The sequence below is a fragment of the Acetobacter lovaniensis genome (assembly GCF_014207635.1).
Taxonomy (GTDB): Bacteria; Pseudomonadota; Alphaproteobacteria; order Acetobacterales; family Acetobacteraceae; genus Acetobacter; species Acetobacter lovaniensis.
In genome coordinates this window covers 21223-40249 of record NZ_JACHIE010000018.1, presented here as the reverse complement: position 1 = coordinate 40249, position 19027 = coordinate 21223, and the positions used below count along the sequence as shown (strand labels likewise).

The window sequence follows — 19027 nt, the reverse complement described above, 5'->3', positions numbered from 1 at the left end:
CCCGGCGCGCCCTGAAAGCAGGGGTCTGAATTAAAACAGGCAAGAATGCGTATACTGCTATACGCTACGGTTCAGGAGTGCCCAGCCTATCTGTTACAACGCCCTGCTCATCTGCTTATAAGGCTCCTGTAACTTGGGCACCCTGTGCCGTAAGGTCTGGCGATCTGGAGAAGATGCCCAATGGTGCACGTTTGTGGTGCTGGTGTGAAAACAGGAAAGCCGCACGGCATTCTGTCAGACCGCGCATTATGTTCATTATGCGCCCTGAACTTTTTCATGGCTGACGTACAGGCCGGTATTGGTCCTTTTCTGGGTGTGTTTCTTCAGCGTCATGGCTGGCAGACGGGACCGATCGGATCTGTCATGACGGCTGGTGGCATTGCCGGAATGATCGCCACCATTCCCGCCGGTGCTCTTATTGACCAGACGACAAAAAAACGCCTGCTCGTCATTGTCGCAGCGTTATGCACCATTTCCGCCTCGTTGCTGTTACTGCGTTCACAATCGGCTGTTGTCGTGACCATCAGCCAGCTTGCCACGGCTCTGGCAGGGGCGGGAATCGGTCCGCTGATGGCCGGAATGACACTCGGGATCGTGCGTCAGAAAGGTTTTAACGCACAGATCGGCCGTAATCAGGCCTGGAACCACGCAGGGAATATGGTTGGAGCCGGGCTGTCCGTCTGGCTCGGGTGGCGGTTTGGCCTGTCAGCGATTTTCTTCCTTGAAGTCGTGTTCGGACTGCTCGCCATTGCGGCCGTGCTCATGATACCCGAAAAATCCATTGACCATCAGGCGGCCCGCGGGCTGGAAGAGGCAGACAGGTACGCCACCGGGAAGGCTGAAGGACTACGCTCATTTCTCCGGCACAGGCCTCTTCTGATACTTGCAGTCTGCCTGTGTTTCTTTCATCTCGGCAATGCTGCGATGCTGCCGCTTTATGGTATGGCGGTGGTCAGTGCCGGGAAAGGGAATCCCGCGATGTTCACCGCGATGACAGTCATGGTGGCGCAGGCCGTGATGATCGGCGTCAGTCTTCTGGCCATGCGCTTCGTGGCAAGCCGTGGGTACTGGGTTGTATTACTGATCTCGTTTGCCGCCCTGCCGCTGCGTGGCCTGATCGCGGGGACATTCATCCAGCATTGGGGCGTATGGCCAGTACAGTTTCTGGACGGTATAGGGGCTGGACTTCAGAGTGTTGCTGTCCCCGGTCTGGTGGCGCGGCTTCTTAACGGCACGGGACGGATCAATGTGGGGCAGGGTGTTGTCATGACTGCACAAGGTATTGGGGCAAGCCTTTCACCCGCTCTGGGGGGATGGCTTGCCGAGGATATGGGGTATTCCACGGCATTTTACACTCTGGGCTGTTTTGCCATCCTGTCGCTGGGACTGTGGGTCTACGCGGCGCCGGTCATGCGTTCTGCGGACCGTGTAACAGCATGATGGTCCATCATGAAGCAATCTGGGCGATTGCGGTGCTGACGACCGCCGGGGTTATCATCCGGCCATTCCGGGTTGCTGAGTGGGTGTGGGCCGTGACAGGAGCAGTCCTTCTTGTCGTGACCGGGTTAATTCCCGTTTCCATGGCGGGAGCGGGGATTCTGAAGGGAGGAGATGTCTATCTCTTCCTGACCGGCATGATGCTGCTCAGTGAGACAGCACAGGCGAATGGTCTGTTCGACTGGATAGCGACCTGGGCTGTCAACCATGCTGCGGGTTCAACGACAAGACTGTTCACGCTGGTCTATCTGGCGGGTGTCGTGGTGACGACATTCATGTCCAATGACGCAACGGCTGTTGTACTGACACCTGCGGTTCTGGCCGTGGCGACCAAAGCAGAAGCGGACCCCCTTCCTCTGCTGTTCGCATGTGCGCTTATCGCCAATGCCGCCAGTTTTGTTCTGCCGGTTTCCAATCCGGCTAATCTGGTTCTGTACGACGGGGCGCTTCCGGCTCTGGGATCGTGGATGGTCTCATTCGCACTTCCGTCGGTCATGGCGATCGTGATGACCTATCTGGTCCTCCGTCTTGTTGAACGGGACCATCTCAGGAAAAACTGTGCGTATCAGGTTGAGCCCATACGCCTGACCACGGGAGGCAGGGCAGCACTCGCCGGGATTGTGCTGACAGCAATCCTGCTTGTTACGATTTCTGCTTTCGATCGACCCCTCGGGCTCCCCACGGCACTTGCCGGTGTTGTAACGGCTCTGGGTGTCTCCGCGCTGGCACGACGCTCACCACTCCTGTTGATACGGAAGATTGCGTGGGGCGTTCTGCCACTTGTGGCGGGGTTGTTCGTGCTGGTGCAGGCCATCGACAGCACGGGACTGATCGGAGCACTCGCCCGGATGCTCCGGAGTGCGGCCCAGTCCAACCCTGTCTCGGCCGCTTTTGGTTCTGGCACTCTGCTGGCCTTTGTTTCAAACATCATGAACAACCTACCCGCCGGACTTATTGCCAGTGAGGCAGTGGCGCAGGCTCATCCGCCACGCCTTGTGGTTGACACGCTCCTGATCGGTGTGGACCTCGGCCCCAATCTGTCAGTCACAGGGTCACTGGCCACAATTCTGTGGCTTCAGGTGATCCGTCGGGGCAGTGAAGATGTCGGGTTTATGCAATTTCTCAGAATTGGCGCCATAGCCATGCCTGTAGCACTGTTTGCAGCCCTTGGTGCACGACTGCTGATGGAATGAGAGTCTTTTTCACGGTTCCATAGACTCAACGTTTTCAAGCACGCGCCTAAGGAGCGAAACGAGCATCTCCACTTCCTTTTCGCTCAGGCCTTTTGTCATTTCAGCATTGCCCTGGCGGAGAATTGCGCGCCCTGCCGGAAGTTTTTCCAGTGTCGCATCTGTCAATGAAATCAGGCTTGAACGTTTGTCCTGAGGGTCTGGCACGCGCTGCACCAGCCCATCCCGCTCCATACGGGACAGCATCTGGGCCATGGTCGGCTGTTCCACCTTCGCCCATTTTGCCAACTCCTTTTGCGATAACCCTGCTCCGTCCTTGAGGGCCGTCAGAACCGGAAGTTGGGCTGTCGCAAACCCCAGATGCCGCAATCGTACGTCACCCACCCGCGTCAGCCCACGGGCGATCCGGCTGAAATAATGGCCAGGGTGACGAAGAGGATCCCAGTCATCAGGGCTATCCATTGCATAGGCTCCTATGTTTAGGTATATAGGGACCTATGTACATGGTGCACAAGGATATGGCAATGGAGCGGATTGCAATTGTAGGGGGTGGCCCGGGCGGTTTGATGCTTGCCCGGCTGCTGCAACGTCATGGCAAATGTCCCGTCGTGCTGGAGCGGGATCAGCATGCACAGGAACGCCCTCAGGGGGGGTCTCTCGATATGCATGGCCAGACTGGCCAGCGCGCGATGGAATGGGCCGGTCTGCGAGAGGCATTTACTGCGGCAGCCCGGCCGGAAGATCAGGGAGACCGCCTTTACAACGCCAAGGGCATGCTCCTGTTTGATCGCAATGAGCCTGCGGATGACCGACCGGAAATTGATCGATCCGTGCTGCGCCAGATCCTGTTGAATTCCCTCACGCCGGGGACTGTTCGCTGGGGGCAGCGCATAACCCGGATTGCCCGTGAAAAAAGTGGTTTCATGGTGTATGGTCACGGGTGGTCCGAACAGTTTGATGTCGTCATCGGCGCAGATGGTGCGTGGTCCTGTGTTCGACCTCTGCTAAGCGATGCCGTGCCGTTTTATGAAGGTGTTACGCTGGTTGAACTGGGGTTCGATGTGAACCGTCATCCTCGGATCAGTCAACTGACTGGTAACGGCAAGATGCTCGCGGTGGGCGATAACCGTGCGCTCATTACGCAAAAAAACGGTTATGGCCATATTCGTGGGTATGCTGGCATCAGGTTGACAGAGAGTTTGGCCAGAGAGTGGGGAAGCTGGCCCGGTGAAAGCGTACGGCAAACATTGCAAGACGCGTTTGCCGAATGGGCACCAGAATTGCGGAATGTGATTGAAACAGGAGACTTTATAGGTGTAAGGCCGCTTTACGCCTTACCCGTGAGGCATTCGTGGAAAAGTCAGAGGGGTCTGACCCTTCTGGGTGATGCAGCGCATCTTATGTCTCCATTCTCGGGCGAGGGGGTCAATCTTGCACTCGCTGATGCGGTTGAACTGGCGGAAGCTCTGACTGCGACTCATGACTGGTCGTTGGTTAGCCAGCATGAACGCACCCTGTGTGCACGCGCGGCTGTAGCCGCTGAAGGCGCTGCACAGGGCTTAAAAAGCGTTTTCTCATCTACAGGAGTAGAGCATGTTCTTGAGCACTATCGTACTCGCGTGCATGCATGACAGAGCGCAGACCGCATCAGCGCAGAACTGGAGACGGTTCATGACTTCTATTTCGGGCCGATGAGTCAGGTCAAAGTGTCGCGCTGGTCGCATGGGCGCTTTGTCCTGTTAGGCGATGCCGCCTATTGTCCAACCGCCTTCACAGGCGAAGGAACGGCTCTGGCTCTGGTCGGCGCTTATGTGCTTGCTGGTGAAATCAAACGAAACACACATTATACGGAGGCATTCACGGCTTATGAGCGCCTCGTTCGGCCTTATGCGCAATCCTCGCAAAACCGCATGAATCCCCTTTTTGTCCGTCTTCTTCATGCCCGGAGCCGAACGGCAATCGCGCTGACAGACGTGATCCGGAAAATTCTTGCAGGCGACTCCGTCCAGAAACACTTCAGGCAGGGAGCAGCCAAGCGCGAGAGGAAAATCGGTGAAGACTTCATGTTTCCAGATTACACGTAAAGAGCTCCTCTGTCTTACCCCCATAGTCGTATTCGTATGTGCGTCGCCATAAGTCTGTTTATGGATGGCAGGGTCTGTAGCAATAGGTTCTTTTCATTACACTGTAATCACAGATTTCGTGATCTGAGGCCAACCAGTGGTAGAAAAATACCGTCGACGATTTCGTGGATCGCGTTCTCCGTAAGGGGTCTAAAGGTCATCATCAGGTCATGGCGCACAAGGTCCAGCGGAAGCGATGCAATGCGGGGGGTAAGCCTGCTTGCGTCGATTTCTCCCCGTTCGATCGCCCGTGCCAGAACAGCGCGATACTGATTGCCCGCGACAATGCTGTTCCGTAGTTCCGCAAAACTCGAACGCTCTGCCACCAGATCCTTTTGCATATCGAAAAACAGCTGAAGGTCTCCACTGCTGGCCCGATCGGACATATGGCGAAGAAGAAGGCAGAGTTCGTCGCGGAGATTTCCCATGTCAGGAATGATGGTCGTATCGTTTGCAAACCGTTGCGCCAGTGCGGCTGTCGCAAGCGCCGTGCGGCTAGGCCAGCGTCTGTGGAGCACGGTGCGGCTGGTCCCCGCCCGGCGTGCAACGTTTTCCATTGTAAGACCGGCATAACCACTTTCTGACAGTTCAGCCCAGACCGCTTCCAGTATTGCGTCTTCCAACACGGCTCCGCGCCGCCTTACTCGCCCTCGAACGCGCATGACACCTCCTTAAGATACATTATGAATCTTATTGCTTTTCTGCTGACGACCTATAAGATACGTGACGAATCTAATATGCGGGGGATAACATGAGCAAAAGAAAGTTTCCAACCCAAAACCGGCGTGTCCTGATTTCGGGGGCCAGTATTGCCGGGCCAGCACTTGCATTCTGGCTTGCTCACTATGGATTTGACGTCACGGTCGTGGAGCATGCTTCCACCATTCGTACCGGAGGCTACCCGATCGATATTCGCGGTGCCGCGATTGATGTTGTCGAACGCATGGGATTATTGCCACAGGTCCGTGCAGCACATATCAACACGCGCCTGATGACATTTGTAGATGGAGATGGCAACGAGATCGGCGCTGTGCCTGTTTACGACGCGGTTGGCAGCAATGAACGCGACGTCGAGTTGCCTCGCGGAACTCTGGCGACATTGCTTTACGATGCGTCCCGCACAGAAACTGTCCGGTATCGCTTCAATGATTCAATAGAGACGCTCCACGACGATGGTCTGGGTGTGCATATTCGTTTCACCAGTGGCATCAGCGAACGTTACGACATTGTTGTAGGAGCAGATGGACTTCATTCACGCACACGCCGTCTTGTATTCGGGGCGGAGGATCAGTTCCGTCGTGATCTCGGGTGCGATTTTGCAATTTTTTCCTTACAAAACGATCGGGGCCTTTCGCATGGCGGCATTTTCCATGCAGAACCAGGACGTGTGGCTGGGTTGTTTGCTGTTCAGAACAGCCAGAGGATGTTCGGATTTCTGACCTTCGTGACAGATCAGGGAGCCCCTCGTGATGTCCGGGCGCAACTGAACTTAATACGCACGGCTTACGCGGATATGCGCTGGGAGGTTCCGCGTCTGCTGGTGGCGATGGCAGCGGCTGACGACCTTTATTTTGACAGTGTCAGCCAAATCCGGATGCCGCATTGGTCAAAAGGATCAGTGGTCTTGCTGGGGGATGCGGCTTTCGCACCTTCTTTCCGGTCCGGGCAGGGAACCAGCCTTGCTCTTGTCGGAGCCTATGTTCTTGCTGGAGAGCTTGCTTCCCACGAAAATACGGCAGCGGGACTGGAGGCGTATGAGCGTAACCTACGGCCGTTTGTTGAAGCAAATCAGGCACTGGCGACCGATGGACGGGGAGCATTTTTCCTGCCACGCACTCAGGCCGATATCGACATGCGTGACCACCTGCTGGCTGAAATCGCACGCAACGGTCCTGAGATGCTCTTTGATGACACGCGTTCTGCTGCGCATTGTGCAATCAGCTTACCGGATTATCCGATCGGTTAACGAAGTGTCCACCTGAAGAAAGCGCAGAACCACTGATTGAATGTGCTGTACTTGCATGGAAAATGCTATGAAAGGTTCGAAACGCATTTGCTCATTGGGAATGAATATGACGTTAAGGGCTTTGCATGATGCGCGTTTAACCCGATTAACACTGGACTGGCAGTCAGGTCTGTTATCTTTCCATCTTGTTACCGGGGAAGGGCCTGTCATTTTGACTGCACAGAGAGTCAGAAATCTGGAATGCCCCAGGCTCCATCCGTGGGGCCCAAGCGTATCGGTCAACGAAATTACAACTTGTGCCCTCGAGGAGGAATTACGCCTACAAGTCGAAATGCAAAGTGGTGACATCATCGAAGTTATCTGCGCGGATTTCAATCTGCAGCAGGCCCTTGTTGAAACAGACCGGTGACTGAAAAAGACTGAACGGTTGCGCGGAAAACTGGTTTCACCCTGATCGTTGCAGGTAGAAAGAATGATGATGCCCCCCTCTTCACGAGCGAGGGGGATGATACCACAAGGCAACAGGAGCGCCTGATGACGGACAAGGTAGTCACTCACGCGCCAGCGATTGCTTTTTCGTGCGTGCTTTTGCTCCATACCACGATGGAGATGGGAAAATAGAAATGGATCCCATCTGCATCTTCCCATGCCCCCATACCCAGACAATCCTGACCGCCTGCAATGTCCTCTGCAAACAGAGTCTGCAAGGCGTTCCAGTCCTCCGGGGCGACCTGATCCTGAAGACGGGACTCAAGGCGATACTGGTGCATCTCGACAGGCGACAGCCCCACCTCGGCCCCCAAGGACACTAACTGCGGCAGTGTCAGAGCACTTGTATGCGAGGGATCACGGAGTGTTTCCGCCCGATCATACCCTTCCTGACATTCAGGAGCCGGGGTGGCATCTATCACAATAATCCGGCCACCGGGACGGCAGACACGTACCATTTCCGCCAGAACCTGCCCGGGGTCCTGCATGTGGTGAAAGCTGTATCGTGTCACAACCCGGTCGAAGCTATCCGCCTGAAATGGTAAATGCAGCGCATTGCCAACGTGGTACGCTACACTCACATGCATACTGTCCGCGCGCAGCCGTGCCTGCTGGATCATGGCGGGTGTCAGGTCGATGCCCGTAACCTGCGCACCCGTACGAGCCAGTTCACACGCAATAATCCCCGGACCGCAAGCAACATCAAGCACCGTCATATCTGCGGTCACTGCGCAGGCGGCCAGTGTCTGTGCCATGCTTTCCGCTTCCGCGTGGATAGCCAACTCGGCAAATGGCTTCGCCCAGCGTGTAAACTGCTCCACAATCCGGGTGTCATGAGGTGTGCGAGAAACAGACATCTTTATTCCTTTCCTTGGCGTTTCAGGATAAGAAAAGGATGGTTGGCCGTCTAACGCCATCCGGCCATAGATGAACGGATATCGGCCAATGAAAAGCCTGACAGCCAGAGAAACACAAAGCGTCCTCGTCGAGAACAGACTGGATGGTCCGGGAAAACCCGGCTTTGCATTCCGCAATCCGTCTTCCGCCATCTTTTATGACTGGCACGCCCATCCGTGCCACCAGATCACATACGCAAGACGCGGCACAACACTGATCGAAGGTCCGGACGGCCATCATCTGCTGCCCACGGCGCATGCCATATGGATCCCGGCAGAAACACGCCATCGGACCATGATCCGTAATCTGGACGGGGTTTCCATCTATTTTGATCCGGCATGTTTCCCGCATGACCACACAGAGCATATCCAGACATTTCCCATAACAACAATGGTGCAGGAAATGCTGCTCCACACCCTGCGCTGGCAGCCTGGATCAGTAGAGCATACCCTTATTGCCCGGAGTTTTTACCAGACCCTGAGCATGCTGTGCATGGAACAGATGCAGGCAAAACCAGACCGGCTTTTCACGCTCCCCCGTGCGACCCATCCGTCCATCATGCGCGCCATGGAAGCAGCCCTTGCCAGCCCCGGTCAGGCAAACCTGCCTCTGGCGCTGCACCATGCCGGAATGTCGGAGCGCAGCTTCCGCCGCCATTTCCATGAAGAAACCGGAATGACATGGCAGGACTGGATGACACAGGCCCGTCTCTTCCACGCAGCAAACCAGCTTGCCGAGGGACGGCGTGTAACAGAGGTAGCCGTTGACGTCGGTTATGCATCGCTGAGTGCATTTGCAAAAGCTTTTGCAAAACTGATGGGCGTATCCCCGGTCCGCTTTCGGAACCTGCAGATGTAACGCGGCACGACTGGCAGGGGGGCGACTGCCGTCTGTCTGCTTCCTGAGTGCAAAATAACGTCTGGTTCACTGTAAAAACACAGGAGACTTCGCTGCAGAACGTCTGTTGCCCGGTCAGGACCACATCAGATGGCAATATGCGAACGCACATCCTCTGCCACGAAATCACATGCCTGCCCGCTCAACACAACCCGCCCACGATCCAGCACGGCAATGCGGTCTGCCAGTTCAAAAGCAAAATCAAAATACTGCTCCACCAGCAAAATGGCCATATCGCCTTTATCGCGTAACATCGCAATAATGTTGCCAATATCTTTGATGATACTGGGCTGGATACCTTCGGTCGGTTCATCCAGCACCAGCAGGCGCGGACCGATCACCAGCGCACGGGCAATAGCCAGTTGCTGCTGCTGGCCGCCGGATAAATCTCCCCCGCGCCGGTCAAGCATTTTTGCCAGAACGGGAAAAAGATCAAAAATCTCATCCGGAACTTTGCGTCGGCCGCGGGGCAGCAGACCAAAGCCCGTTTCCAGATTTTCCCTTACACTCAAAAGCGGAAAAATGTCGCGGCCCTGAGGAACTGTGGCAATGCCCCGTTTCGCACGATCATAGGCGGGCAGTCTGGTAATATCCTCCCCCTCCCACTCAATGCGGCCATCACTGACGGTATGCATACCCGTAACGGCACGGATCAGGCTGGTTTTACCAACCCCGTTCCGGCCCAGCAGACACGTCACCTCACCTTGCCTGACCTCAAGCGAAACCCCACGCAGAGCAATCGCTGCGCCATAATGGAGATGCACGTCCTTAACCCTGAGCATGCAAACGCCCCTTTTTTCTGCCAGCATGATAGACTTTAACGCCCAAGATAGACTTCAATCACGCGTGGATCTGCGCTCACCTCGTCCAGTGTGCCTTCCGCCAGCACTGAGCCTTCATGCAGCACCGTCACCGGCACGTCCAATGCGCGCACAAAGTCCATATCGTGCTCAACCACCACTACACTGCGGGTCTTGTTAATTTCACGCAGAAGATCAGCTGTCGCCATGGTTTCCGCATCAGTCATGCCAGCAACCGGCTCATCAACCAGCAGCAGGTCAGGCTCCTGCCCCATCAGCATCCCGATTTCCAGCCATTGCTTCTGCCCATGGCTCATGTCTCCAGCCCGAAAATCAGCCATGTTTTCCAGACGAATCAGGCTTAACAACTCAGCCAGACGCTGGCGCTCCTGAACACTTTCCCGCGCAAACAACACAGAAAAAGGCGAACGAATCCCTTTAAGGGAAAGCAGAAGATTTTCAGTAACAGTCAAAGCTTCAAACACGGTTGGTTTCTGGAACTTACGGCCAATACCCAGACGCGCAATGACCGGCTCATCCAGCCGTGTCAGGTCATGCCCCTTAAACGTCACCGTTCCGCTATCTGGCCGTGTTTTGCCGGTAATAATGTCCATCATGGTGGTTTTACCGGCACCGTTCGGCCCGACAATCGCACGCATTTCTCCTGCTTTGAGAGCCAGACTCAAGGCATTAATGGCACGGAACCCATCAAAGCTTACACTGACATTCCGCACATCAAGCAATAGAGCATCTGTCATGAGTGCTCTCCTTCTGGTGCGCTCACCTCCGGTGTAATCTCTTCCGGGGGGGCTGCCCTGACTGGCCGCCATAGGCCCATCAGACCACTGGGCAGGAAAAGTGTTGTGCCAATAAAGAGCAATCCAAGCCCGTAGAGCCAGAATTCCGGCAGCCATGCGGTAAACAGCGTTTTACCAAAATTGACCAGAATGGCTCCCAGCACGGCACCGCTTAACGTACCACGGCCACCAACAGCCACCCAGATAACCGCTTCAATGGAATTGGCCGGAGCAAATTCACCCGGGTTAATAATCCCAACCTGAATGACGTACAGTGCCCCTCCGATAGCCGCCAACATGGCGGAAAAAACCCATACCAGAAGTTTAACCTGGTCTGGCCTATAACCCAGAAAGCGCGTCCTGTTTTCAGAATCTCTTACCGCAACAAGAAGATTCCCAAATCGGCTCCCCACGATAAACCGGGAGGCCAGCAGACCCGCAGCAAGTGCTCCACCTGTCACGACCAGCAGAACCGCGCGTGTCGCAGGTCTGTGCAGATCCGCGCCCAGAATATCCTTAAAATCTGTCAGACCATTATTCCCGCCAAATCCAAACCCATTCTGGAAAAAAGCCAGCATAAGCGCATAGGTAAGGGCCTGCGTAATAATGGAAAGATATACCCCGGACACGCGGGACCGAAATGCAAGCCAGCCAAAAATTCCGGCCAGAAGTGCAGGCACGACCAGAACCAGAAGCATGGCCCACGCAAAATGGTCTGTGCCCCACCAGTACCATGGGAGGCGCTTCCATGATAGAAAGACCATGAAGTCAGGCAGGCTGGCATCACCATAGGCCCCTCGCGCGCCAATTTCACGCATCAGATACATACCCATCGCGTAGCCGCCCAGACCAAAAAAGGCGGCATGCCCCAGAGTCAGAATCCCTGCAAACCCCCAGACCAGATCGACCGAAAGAGCCAGCATGGCATAAGCCAGATACTTGCCCGCCAGAGAGACCGCAAAGGCAGACACATGGAAGGGACTATTTTCTGGCAGCAGGCTGGCCACCGCCAGAACAACGGCAAGCCCCAGCACCAGACCTGCTGTCCAGACAACGCTTTTGAAAGACCTTACAGACTGGCCGGAGAAAGCATTCATGATTCGATCCCCCGGCCACGCACAGGAAACATACCTCGCGGGTGCCTCTGTATGTAGACAATGACCAGCACAAGAATGGCAATTTTGGCAGACACGGCGCCAATGGTTGGCTCCAGCACCTTGCCACCCATACCAAGTGCCATGGCCGCCGCCAGTGTGCCCCACAGGTTGCCGACACCGCCGAAGACCACCACCATGAAGCTATCGATAATGTAGGACTGACCCAGATTGGGGCTGACATTATCAATCTGACTGACAGCCACACCGGCCAACCCGGCCAGCCCGGCCCCCAGACCGAAGGCTAAAGCGTCAACTTTGGGGGTGCGGATACCCATAAGGGCGGCCATGCGCCGGTTTTGTGTCACCGCACGCATCTGCAAACCCAATGTGGTGCGGCGGAGCACAAACATAAGTCCCGCCAGCACGAGCCCGGCAAACACCAGAATTGCCAGACGGTTCAACGTTATATCCAGCCCCCCCACCATCAGGGAGCCTGAAAGCCAGGCAGGTGTTTGCACCGCAATGTTGGTTGGCCCAAAAACGGAGCGGATAACCTGCTGTAAAACCAGAGAGAGCCCCCACGTTGCCAGAAGCGTTTCAAGTGGGCGACCGTACAGGAAGCGGATCAGGCTACGCTCGATCACAACCCCGATGCCACCACACACAACAAAAGCCACGGGAATAGCTATGAGGATGGCAATGGGTTCCAGCGCAGGCACCGTCATTCTGATACCCTGCTGCACCAGCCATGTTACATAGGCGCCAATCATCATCATTTCGCCATGCGCCATGTTGATCACGCCCATAACCCCGAAGGTAATGGCAAGCCCTGTTGCCGCCAGCAGCAGCACAGACCCGTAGCTCAGGCCATAGAACGCATTTTGCAGCACGCTCCAGACACGCAGGTGCCAGTCAATACGGGATACGGCACGCTGTGCTGCATGGCGCACCTCCGGCGCTTCCACGGCGGAGGCCGCAACATTGGCCAGTAGACCACGCGCCTCCAGTCCACCGACTTCCGCCAGATACCCAACAGCCTTCAGGCGGGTTGCCTGTGTGCCTTCGGCTGGGGCCTGCGCCAGAACCGTTGCTGCATGGGCCTGCATCAGTTTTTCATGCACGCGGGGCACTTTTTCCGTACTCATGGCCTGTTCCAGAGCAGGCAGCATTGTCATGTCATGACGGGCATACAATGCCTGCGCCGCCTTAAGACGCACATCCGGCTCCGCAGAGCTTAACTCCCTGAGCGCATGCGCACCGGCTAAAACTGTACGAATACGGTTATTCAGCCTGACAGGCTTTAAATCTTCGGGGCATGATGCTGCCTCACCCGTGCGGGCGTTCTGGCATACCGCACCATCATGGATGAACAGAGCCCCATCAGCGCCAGAAAAAAGGTGGCGGTCCTCCAGAGCCTGCAATGCTGCATCCCCCTGCGGACCGCCATGAGCCGCAAGCGCGGTAATGCTGGCAGACATTTCTTCAAATTGCGGGCCAGCCAGACCGGAGAAGTCATCTGCCTGCGCGGATGCCTCCCCCAGCCCGCCGCCCAGACACAGGGCCGCGAGCAGGCAGGCCAGACCCAGCTTACGCATGCTTACGGCTTAGGCAGGTTTTGGTCACAGTATTGTAGTTGCCGCACGCAATAGGCTTACGCCAGTCCCCTATCAGGTCCTTTGTCTGCGCCACCCAGGGAGACCACGCCTGACCGGGCACCAGTGCCGGAGTTTTCCAGACGACAGAAAACTGGCCATCGTCCTGAATTTCACCAATAAACACCGGCTTGGTCAGGTGGTGGTCGGGCAGCATTTCCGCGATACCACCTGTCAGATTGGGCTGACGGATGCCAATCATGGCATCAATCACCTTGTCATGGTCGGTTGTACCGGCTTTGGTCACCGCCTGCACCCACATGTTAAAGCCGATATAGTGGGCTTCCATGGGGTCGTTGGTCGTGCGTTTGGGCTGCTTGGTATAAGCGTGCCACTCCTTGATGAACGCCGTATTGGCTGGCGTCTCGATGCTTTCAAAATAGTTCCAGGCTGCGAGCTGGCCAACGAGTGGCTTGGTATCCATCCCGGCCAGTTCCTCTTCCCCTACGCTGAAGGCCATGACTGGAATATCGGTTGCGGAAATACCCTGATTGCCGAGTTCTTTATAGAACGGTACGTTCGCATCACCATTAATGGTGGACACAACAGCCGTTTTTTTACCACCAGACCCAAAGGCCTTGAGCTGGGAGACAATGGTCTGCCAGTCGGACTGACCAAACGGCGTGTAGTTCACCATAATATCTTCGTCAGCAATCCCTTTGGATTTCAGATAGTTGACAAGAATCTGGTTGGTCGTACGCGGGTAAATGTAATCTGTGCCCACCAGCGCAAAGCGTTTTGCTCCACCCCCCGCCTCGCTCAGCAGATAATCAACCGCAGGAATAGCCTGCTGGTTGGGTGCGGCACCCGTATAGAAAATATTCCGGCTGCATTCCTGCCCTTCATACTGCACCGGATAGAACAGAATACCGTTCAGTTCCTCAAAGACCGGCAGAACAGATTTGCGGGACACACTGGTCCAGCACCCAAACACGGCCGAGGCTTTATCAACCGACAGAAGCTGGCGGGCTTTTTCCGCGAAAAGTGGCCAGTTGGATGCAGGGTCTACCACAACAGCCTCAAGCGGACGGCCCAGCAGGCCACCTTTGCTGTTCTGCTCGGCAATCAGCATCAGCATCACGTCTTTCAAGGTCGTCTCGCTAATGGCCATGGTGCCAGAGAGCGAATGCAGAATACCAACCTTGATCGGTTCCCCTTTGGGAGTGGCAGCACGTGCATAACCAGCACCCAGAGCACCACTCAACGCGGCGGCGGAGGAGGCAAGAGCCAGACGGCCAAAATTACGACGGGAAAGATTTGGCATGGTGACGGGCATGGTCAACGATCCTTTTGCTGCTACGCCTATTGTCATCCGTGACAGGCTATCTTCCCATACGCATTCCTGCGTATGGGCTATCCTTACAAAGCGTAACAAAACTATGCTCCGCGTACCCGCCATCATGGGAATCAGTGATTGTGCCGCATTCCATACGCCATTTGCGTATAGTACGCCCCCGCCGCGCCTATAGCCGATGGGCCGCCAACCAGACGTTTGAAGATTACGCCCTGCGCTTTACCGCCCACTGCGCGCGTACAGCCACCCCCATGCGCGCCGCCCTGACAGCACTCGGCTCCATTTCTTTTCTGGCTCTTGAGGCTATGGGCGGCACGCTGACCCTGGCGTTCGGTTTTGCCAATACGGCCGCCGCCATTGCTTTTGTAACCCTTGTCATTTTCTGCGTCAGCCTGCCGCTCTGCGTGTCGGCCGCCCGCGCCGGACTGGACATTGATCTGCTGACACGCGGCTGTGGTTTTGGCTATATCGGCTCCACCATTACATCGCTGCTGTACGCAAGCTTTACCTTTATTTTCTTCGGGCTGGAGGCCGCCATACTGGCAGGTACCTTACGCAGTCTTCTGGGCGTTCCCCTCTGGCTGGCTTACCTGCTCTGCGCCGTTGTGGTCATTCCGCTGGTCATGTGGGGCATTACCTTTATTGCCCGCTTCCAGATAGCCACTCAGCCCATCTGGTTCGCACTCAATTTCATCCCTCTTGCAGTGCTGATTGGTGCACAATACCCACAGCTTGCCACATGGACACAGTTTGGCGGCCTGCTGGGCCAAACCGACCATCTCAACCCCATTGCCATAGGATCAGCCGCGTCGCTCATTATTGTGCTGATCTGCCAAAGCGCTGAGCAGATCGACTTTTTACGTTTTTTACCAAGCCCCACGCCACACAACCGGAAACAATGGTGGATCGCCCTTGTTCTGGGCGGTCCCGGCTGGGTTATTCTGGATGCCTTTAAACTTCTCGCTGGCTCGTTTCTGGCGTGGCTCCTGCTTCAGTCCGGATTTTCCGCAACACAGGCCGAGCAGCCGGGGCTTATGTATTATTATGCATGGCGTACTTTTACGTCCGCCCCCCTTGCCGTTTTACTGACGGTGGCTCTGGTGGCTCTGGCGCAAATCAAGGTGAACATCACAAATGCCTATGCAGGCTCCCTTGCCTGGTCAAATTTCTTTTCACGCTTGACGCATACCCATCCGGGACGCGTATTTTACGTTATTTTCAACGTCACCATTTCCTTTTTGCTGATGGAAGCCGGACTGGTCAGTACCATTGAATCCGGCATTATCGTATATGGTGTACTGGCCTGTGCGTGGATAGGCGCCATTCTAGGCGATATTATCCTGTGCCGACCTCTTGGTCTGCGCCCGCCATCTGTCGAATTCAAACGCGCATTACTGCCAGATTTCAACTGTGTGGGACTTGGAGCCTGGGCTATTTCCGCCTGTCTGGGCATTCTTGCTTACTGTGGATTTCTGGGCGGGCTGGCCGCGGCTTACGCACCCTTCCTGACACTCTTCACGGCCTGTCTTACCGCACCTGTTCTGGCGTGGCTTACGGGAGCTTTTTTACCAAATGCTACAACATATTGATTTTTATAAACAAAAAATCACAAAATCTTGTTTTTTAGTCACTGTGTTACACATATGTAGCACATGTGTTTTTGATTGGCAAAGCTTAAGGCTTAAAAAATCTGTGTAGGTGCATAACCTGCTCATCTTTAATTTTCTCATGGATGATGAACCAATAGGACAGGAAACCATTAAATCGCGTCCAAAAATTTTTTGTCAGACGTTTCCTCTCTTGGCTGATGTCATGCACTTCCTGACCAACGTAGTTGCCTGCTTCTTCATTCTGTCAGGAGGTTCAATTCCCATACCCTGAAGACGTTCCAGCAAAGCCAGAACAGCAGAGGCATCCTCTGCACTGACAGCAGGTTTCCCATTGGTAGCCACCAGGGCTTTCCCTGTGTTTCTGTCCTGTCTGATTTTTTCCAGAATAGCCACTGTCAGCCATTCTCCGGTTTTCATGCCCTGCTTCTGGCTCTGTGTAATCACAGCTTGCCGGACATCAGCAGAAATCCCCCTGATACCCCATGTTTTCGTAGTGTCTTCCATATGTTTGCTTCCCTGTTAAACAGATTTGTCCAACCAGTATGACAGGGAAACAGGCAAGGAAGACTGGCTATTGCACGGAATGGCTCAACAAGCAGTTTGACAAAGAATGTCCAAAAATATGTTTATCAGAAATTGGATAACAAACATACAAATCTTGAGAAGGTTTTATGTGATTTACAAATACAGATTATATTTTACTTGCATAAATTAACGTTTCATGCTTTAATAATGAAAAAGCCAGATGCGAGAAACATCTGACTTTAACAAATGCGATGGAGACGAAACCACCGAGAAACAAAAACTACCACGTTTTATGATTTTGATTATGTAGTATTTAAATGAATTAGTCAAGTAAAAAATGTAGTTCTCGTAATTTTTTCTTCATCCTGATTAAAGGAGAAGAATTTTATGGGATTAGCATTTAAAAAACCTGAAGTAGCACTCGACAGATATCCATACGATTGGAGGATGAAAAGGTTCATGACTTACAATCCAAATCTGTTTTTCATCATTGGTCAGAAATTAAAACAACCTGATGCAAAAGGCAGAACATGGTGGGATAAACCTTACCATATCTCGGAATACGAAACCGTTTTTGACATGGCCCAGGACATTGAAGATTCCTATATCTCCATGAACTGGTTTTACAAATGCAGTCGCAGGGGTGAGTTTGTCGCGGTTTTTGACCATATCTGCATAGACCTTGATTGCTACAAATATGAAACCAACCCCACCATTCAATATCACGAGCTTGGGGAAAATTATGAAATCCTGCTCAAGTTCTGCGATGACAACAAAATTCCCCGTCCTTCCAATATCCTCAGTTCCGGCAGGGGCATTTATCTGCATTATACGTTTGAATGTCCTGTTCCAGCACGATGCAAGGGACGTTTTCAGGCTACCCACAGAGAACTGTTAAAAAAATTCATCCCATGGGGAGCAGACCAGGCGACCTATGATTTTTCACGTGTCTTTCGTCTTCCTGGGAGTGTGAACTCTCAGCATCCAAGGCGTCATCGATGCGAGTTCCTTGATTACAGAGGTCAGTTCTATGACTTCTCGACCCTGTGCGACATGGTTCTTCCAAAGAAATACGAGGATTACAAAAAGCAGAAGATAGCCAGGCAGGAGAGACGTGAAAAAGCCAGGGTTGAATATCTGGCTCGCAGGAAAACCAATGAACTTGTTCCCGATGAACGTGGAGCCCAGGGTTTCAAGGGATGGGCCTCATGGGCCAAGAAAGGATTGTATGACCTGAAAACGCTTGGTTTCATGCGCTACAAGGGGCCAGTCAGAAAAGGGGAATGTGATATTTTCTGCCATGAAGCTGGTATTCTTCTGGCGCAGATATCCAACCCTGACAATCTTCCCTCCAATCTGGAACAATGGGCTGAAGGTGTGATTGATGAGGGATATCTTGCCAAACATATGCACAATGCCATGCAGACCCTCTACAAGAAAGCCGGTCAGGACTATTCAGCCAAAAAGCGACATAAGGGCTACACGACTGGCACAAAGACCATTATTCAGAAATTAGGCATTACCCGCGAGGAAATGAAACATCTGAGTGTCCTCATTGACCATGAGGAAAGATTGCTCAGAAAACGCATAAAACGTCATGAACAGGGAAATGTAGAAAGACCAACCAGTCAGGGACAAAGCCGAGAAGCATGGCTTGCGGAAAATAATCTGTCAGTTTCCAAACCATGGGAAGCCCTGAACATTTCCAGAGCGACTTATTACAGAATGAAAAAATCGGGAGCTTTGTAAGGTTCTGGTTTTGTTTTTGACGTGAGACAGGTGTGGACGGATAACTATGGATTATGAAATCCACCCATCCTTCTTTTTTTTTCTTTTTCTTTTGGTTCTTTTCTTTTTCCCTATCACTTTCAGATTAATCAGACCCGTTTTTCTGTTTCGTGGAATTCCCTGCATTCGGTTCATTCCATACCCATCTGTAAATCTCCATAATTGACCCGTGGATGCGATTTTTCCCCTTTCAGGGAAGATTATACCCTTCATTCCTGTTTCGTGTCTGTGTGTGGCTTATTTCGCATTGGAACAGCATGTCTGATGCTTTCCCATCCGGGTTATTACAGAATGAAAAAATCAGGGACTTTGTAAGGTTCTGGTTTTGTTTTTGACGTGAGACAGGTGTGGACGGATAACTATGGATTATGAAATCCACCCATCCTTCTTTTTTTTTCTTTTTCT

The 19027-nt window shown here is 53.7% G+C and carries 19 protein-coding genes; 9 read left to right on the top strand and 10 right to left on the bottom strand.

Annotation, left to right across the window (positions count from 1 at the left end; all coding sequences use genetic code 11):
• The first annotated feature begins 180 nt into the window (after positions 1 to 180).
• Positions 181 to 1440, top strand: a complete 1260-nt coding sequence (locus HNR55_RS14455) for an MFS transporter (RefSeq protein WP_166116468.1) — start codon at positions 181 to 183, stop codon at positions 1438 to 1440.
• Positions 1437 to 2690: an arsenic transporter gene (locus HNR55_RS14450; protein ID WP_166116470.1), complete on the top strand. Its 1254-nt coding sequence runs from the start codon at positions 1437 to 1439 to the stop codon at positions 2688 to 2690. Before HNR55_RS14455 ends, HNR55_RS14450 begins: the two co-directional genes overlap by 4 nt.
• Before the next feature lie 9 nt (positions 2691 to 2699).
• Here HNR55_RS14450 and HNR55_RS14445 read toward each other — a convergent pair whose 3' ends face one another.
• Complete coding sequence (locus HNR55_RS14445; RefSeq protein WP_166116472.1) at positions 2700 to 3149, bottom strand: MarR family winged helix-turn-helix transcriptional regulator; 450 nt, start codon at positions 3147 to 3149, stop codon at positions 2700 to 2702.
• A gap of 41 nt (positions 3150 to 3190) precedes the next feature.
• Here HNR55_RS14445 and HNR55_RS14440 point away from each other — a divergent pair, with 41 nt between their 5' ends.
• A complete protein-coding gene (locus HNR55_RS14440; RefSeq protein WP_166116473.1) occupies positions 3191 to 4318 on the top strand; it encodes an FAD-dependent oxidoreductase in 1128 nt (375 codons plus the stop codon).
• 60 nt (positions 4319 to 4378) lie between these two features.
• Positions 4379 to 4771 carry a Rossmann-fold NAD(P)-binding domain-containing protein gene (locus HNR55_RS14435; RefSeq protein ID WP_166116475.1) on the top strand — a complete coding sequence of 131 codons (393 nt, stop codon included), beginning with the start codon at positions 4379 to 4381 and terminating at the stop codon, positions 4769 to 4771.
• 107 nt (positions 4772 to 4878) lie between these two features.
• Here the strand turns inward: HNR55_RS14435 and HNR55_RS14430 are convergent, their stop codons facing one another.
• Positions 4879 to 5472, bottom strand: coding sequence for a TetR/AcrR family transcriptional regulator (locus tag HNR55_RS14430; RefSeq protein ID WP_166116477.1), 594 nt, complete (start codon positions 5470 to 5472; stop codon positions 4879 to 4881).
• 89 nt (positions 5473 to 5561) lie between these two features.
• Between HNR55_RS14430 and HNR55_RS14425 the strand changes: the two genes are divergently transcribed.
• Together HNR55_RS14425 and HNR55_RS14420 are read left to right on the top strand one after the other, a co-directional pair.
• Positions 5562 to 6776 carry an FAD-dependent monooxygenase gene (locus HNR55_RS14425; RefSeq protein WP_166116478.1) on the top strand — a complete coding sequence of 405 codons (1215 nt, stop codon included), beginning with the start codon at positions 5562 to 5564 and terminating at the stop codon, positions 6774 to 6776.
• Positions 6777 to 6843: 67 nt separating this feature from the next.
• Positions 6844 to 7185 (top strand): hypothetical protein, encoded by a 342-nt coding sequence (locus HNR55_RS14420; RefSeq protein WP_166116480.1) that lies wholly within the window; start codon positions 6844 to 6846, stop codon positions 7183 to 7185.
• 145 nt (positions 7186 to 7330) lie between these two features.
• On the opposite strand, the gene HNR55_RS14415 is transcribed toward HNR55_RS14420, so the two are convergent.
• Positions 7331 to 8122, bottom strand: coding sequence for a class I SAM-dependent methyltransferase (locus HNR55_RS14415; protein WP_184382747.1), 792 nt, complete (start codon positions 8120 to 8122; stop codon positions 7331 to 7333).
• 88 nt (positions 8123 to 8210) lie between these two features.
• On the opposite strand from HNR55_RS14415, the gene HNR55_RS14410 reads away from it, so the two are divergent.
• A complete protein-coding gene (locus tag HNR55_RS14410) occupies positions 8211 to 9020 on the top strand; it encodes an AraC family transcriptional regulator (protein WP_166116482.1) in 810 nt (269 codons plus the stop codon).
• Between the two features lie 125 nt (positions 9021 to 9145).
• Here HNR55_RS14410 and urtE read toward each other — a convergent pair whose 3' ends face one another.
• The 5 genes from urtE to urtA are packed head-to-tail and all read right to left on the bottom strand — an operon-like array spanning position 9146 to position 14681.
• Positions 9146 to 9841 carry an urea ABC transporter ATP-binding subunit UrtE gene (gene urtE, locus HNR55_RS14405; protein WP_166116484.1) on the bottom strand — a complete coding sequence of 232 codons (696 nt, stop codon included), beginning with the start codon at positions 9839 to 9841 and terminating at the stop codon, positions 9146 to 9148.
• A gap of 35 nt (positions 9842 to 9876) precedes the next feature.
• The gene (gene urtD / locus HNR55_RS14400) at positions 9877 to 10617 is read right to left on the bottom strand and encodes an urea ABC transporter ATP-binding protein UrtD (protein WP_166116486.1); all 741 of its coding nucleotides are present in this window, start codon (positions 10615 to 10617) and stop codon (positions 9877 to 9879) included.
• The gene (gene urtC / locus HNR55_RS14395; RefSeq protein ID WP_166116488.1) at positions 10614 to 11753 is read right to left on the bottom strand and encodes an urea ABC transporter permease subunit UrtC; all 1140 of its coding nucleotides are present in this window, start codon (positions 11751 to 11753) and stop codon (positions 10614 to 10616) included. The genes urtD and urtC overlap by 4 nt, the downstream gene beginning before the upstream one ends.
• The gene (gene urtB / locus HNR55_RS14390; RefSeq protein WP_166116490.1) at positions 11750 to 13348 is read right to left on the bottom strand and encodes an urea ABC transporter permease subunit UrtB; all 1599 of its coding nucleotides are present in this window, start codon (positions 13346 to 13348) and stop codon (positions 11750 to 11752) included. The genes urtC and urtB overlap by 4 nt, the downstream gene beginning before the upstream one ends.
• Complete coding sequence (gene urtA, locus HNR55_RS14385) at positions 13341 to 14681, bottom strand: urea ABC transporter substrate-binding protein (RefSeq protein ID WP_166116492.1); 1341 nt, start codon at positions 14679 to 14681, stop codon at positions 13341 to 13343. The genes urtB and urtA overlap by 8 nt, the downstream gene beginning before the upstream one ends.
• 140 nt (positions 14682 to 14821) lie before the next feature.
• Between urtA and HNR55_RS14380 the strand changes: the two genes are divergently transcribed.
• Positions 14822 to 16288, top strand: a complete 1467-nt coding sequence (locus tag HNR55_RS14380) for a purine-cytosine permease family protein (protein WP_242005622.1) — start codon at positions 14822 to 14824, stop codon at positions 16286 to 16288.
• A 195-nt stretch (positions 16289 to 16483) separates the two neighbouring features.
• Here HNR55_RS14380 and HNR55_RS14375 read toward each other — a convergent pair whose 3' ends face one another.
• A complete protein-coding gene (locus HNR55_RS14375) occupies positions 16484 to 16726 on the bottom strand; it encodes a hypothetical protein (RefSeq protein ID WP_166116494.1) in 243 nt (80 codons plus the stop codon).
• Between the two features lie 495 nt (positions 16727 to 17221).
• Between HNR55_RS14375 and HNR55_RS14370 the strand changes: the two genes are divergently transcribed.
• Positions 17222 to 18583 carry a hypothetical protein gene (locus HNR55_RS14370; protein WP_166116496.1) on the top strand — a complete coding sequence of 454 codons (1362 nt, stop codon included), beginning with the start codon at positions 17222 to 17224 and terminating at the stop codon, positions 18581 to 18583.
• A gap of 229 nt (positions 18584 to 18812) precedes the next feature.
• Here HNR55_RS14370 and HNR55_RS16800 read toward each other — a convergent pair.
• The coding region (locus HNR55_RS16800) for a hypothetical protein (RefSeq protein ID WP_221441741.1) at positions 18813 to 19027 on the bottom strand (215 nt) is incomplete at its 5' end.

Excerpts from the sequence above, each read along its gene's own strand:
- HNR55_RS14455 (WP_166116468.1), top strand. The coding sequence starts at position 181 with ATGGTGCACGTTTGTGGTGCTGGTGTGAAAACAGGAAAGCCGCACGGC.
- HNR55_RS14450 (WP_166116470.1), top strand. The coding sequence starts at position 1,437 with ATGATGGTCCATCATGAAGCAATCTGGGCGATTGCGGTGCTGACGACC.
- HNR55_RS14445 (WP_166116472.1), bottom strand. The coding sequence starts at position 3,149 with ATGGATAGCCCTGATGACTGGGATCCTCTTCGTCACCCTGGCCATTAT.
- HNR55_RS14440 (WP_166116473.1), top strand. The coding sequence starts at position 3,191 with ATGGTGCACAAGGATATGGCAATGGAGCGGATTGCAATTGTAGGGGGT.
- HNR55_RS14435 (WP_166116475.1), top strand. The coding sequence starts at position 4,379 with ATGAGTCAGGTCAAAGTGTCGCGCTGGTCGCATGGGCGCTTTGTCCTG.
- HNR55_RS14430 (WP_166116477.1), bottom strand. The coding sequence starts at position 5,472 with ATGCGCGTTCGAGGGCGAGTAAGGCGGCGCGGAGCCGTGTTGGAAGAC.
- HNR55_RS14425 (WP_166116478.1), top strand. The coding sequence starts at position 5,562 with ATGAGCAAAAGAAAGTTTCCAACCCAAAACCGGCGTGTCCTGATTTCG.
- HNR55_RS14420 (WP_166116480.1), top strand. The coding sequence starts at position 6,844 with ATGAAAGGTTCGAAACGCATTTGCTCATTGGGAATGAATATGACGTTA.
- HNR55_RS14415 (WP_184382747.1), bottom strand. The coding sequence starts at position 8,122 with ATGTCTGTTTCTCGCACACCTCATGACACCCGGATTGTGGAGCAGTTT.
- HNR55_RS14410 (WP_166116482.1), top strand. The coding sequence starts at position 8,211 with ATGAAAAGCCTGACAGCCAGAGAAACACAAAGCGTCCTCGTCGAGAAC.
- urtE (WP_166116484.1), bottom strand. The coding sequence starts at position 9,841 with ATGCTCAGGGTTAAGGACGTGCATCTCCATTATGGCGCAGCGATTGCT.
- urtD (WP_166116486.1), bottom strand. The coding sequence starts at position 10,617 with ATGACAGATGCTCTATTGCTTGATGTGCGGAATGTCAGTGTAAGCTTT.
- urtC (WP_166116488.1), bottom strand. The coding sequence starts at position 11,753 with ATGAATGCTTTCTCCGGCCAGTCTGTAAGGTCTTTCAAAAGCGTTGTC.
- urtB (WP_166116490.1), bottom strand. The coding sequence starts at position 13,348 with ATGCGTAAGCTGGGTCTGGCCTGCCTGCTCGCGGCCCTGTGTCTGGGC.
- urtA (WP_166116492.1), bottom strand. The coding sequence starts at position 14,681 with ATGCCCGTCACCATGCCAAATCTTTCCCGTCGTAATTTTGGCCGTCTG.
- HNR55_RS14375 (WP_166116494.1), bottom strand. The coding sequence starts at position 16,726 with ATGAAAACCGGAGAATGGCTGACAGTGGCTATTCTGGAAAAAATCAGA.
- HNR55_RS14370 (WP_166116496.1), top strand. The coding sequence starts at position 17,222 with ATGGGATTAGCATTTAAAAAACCTGAAGTAGCACTCGACAGATATCCA.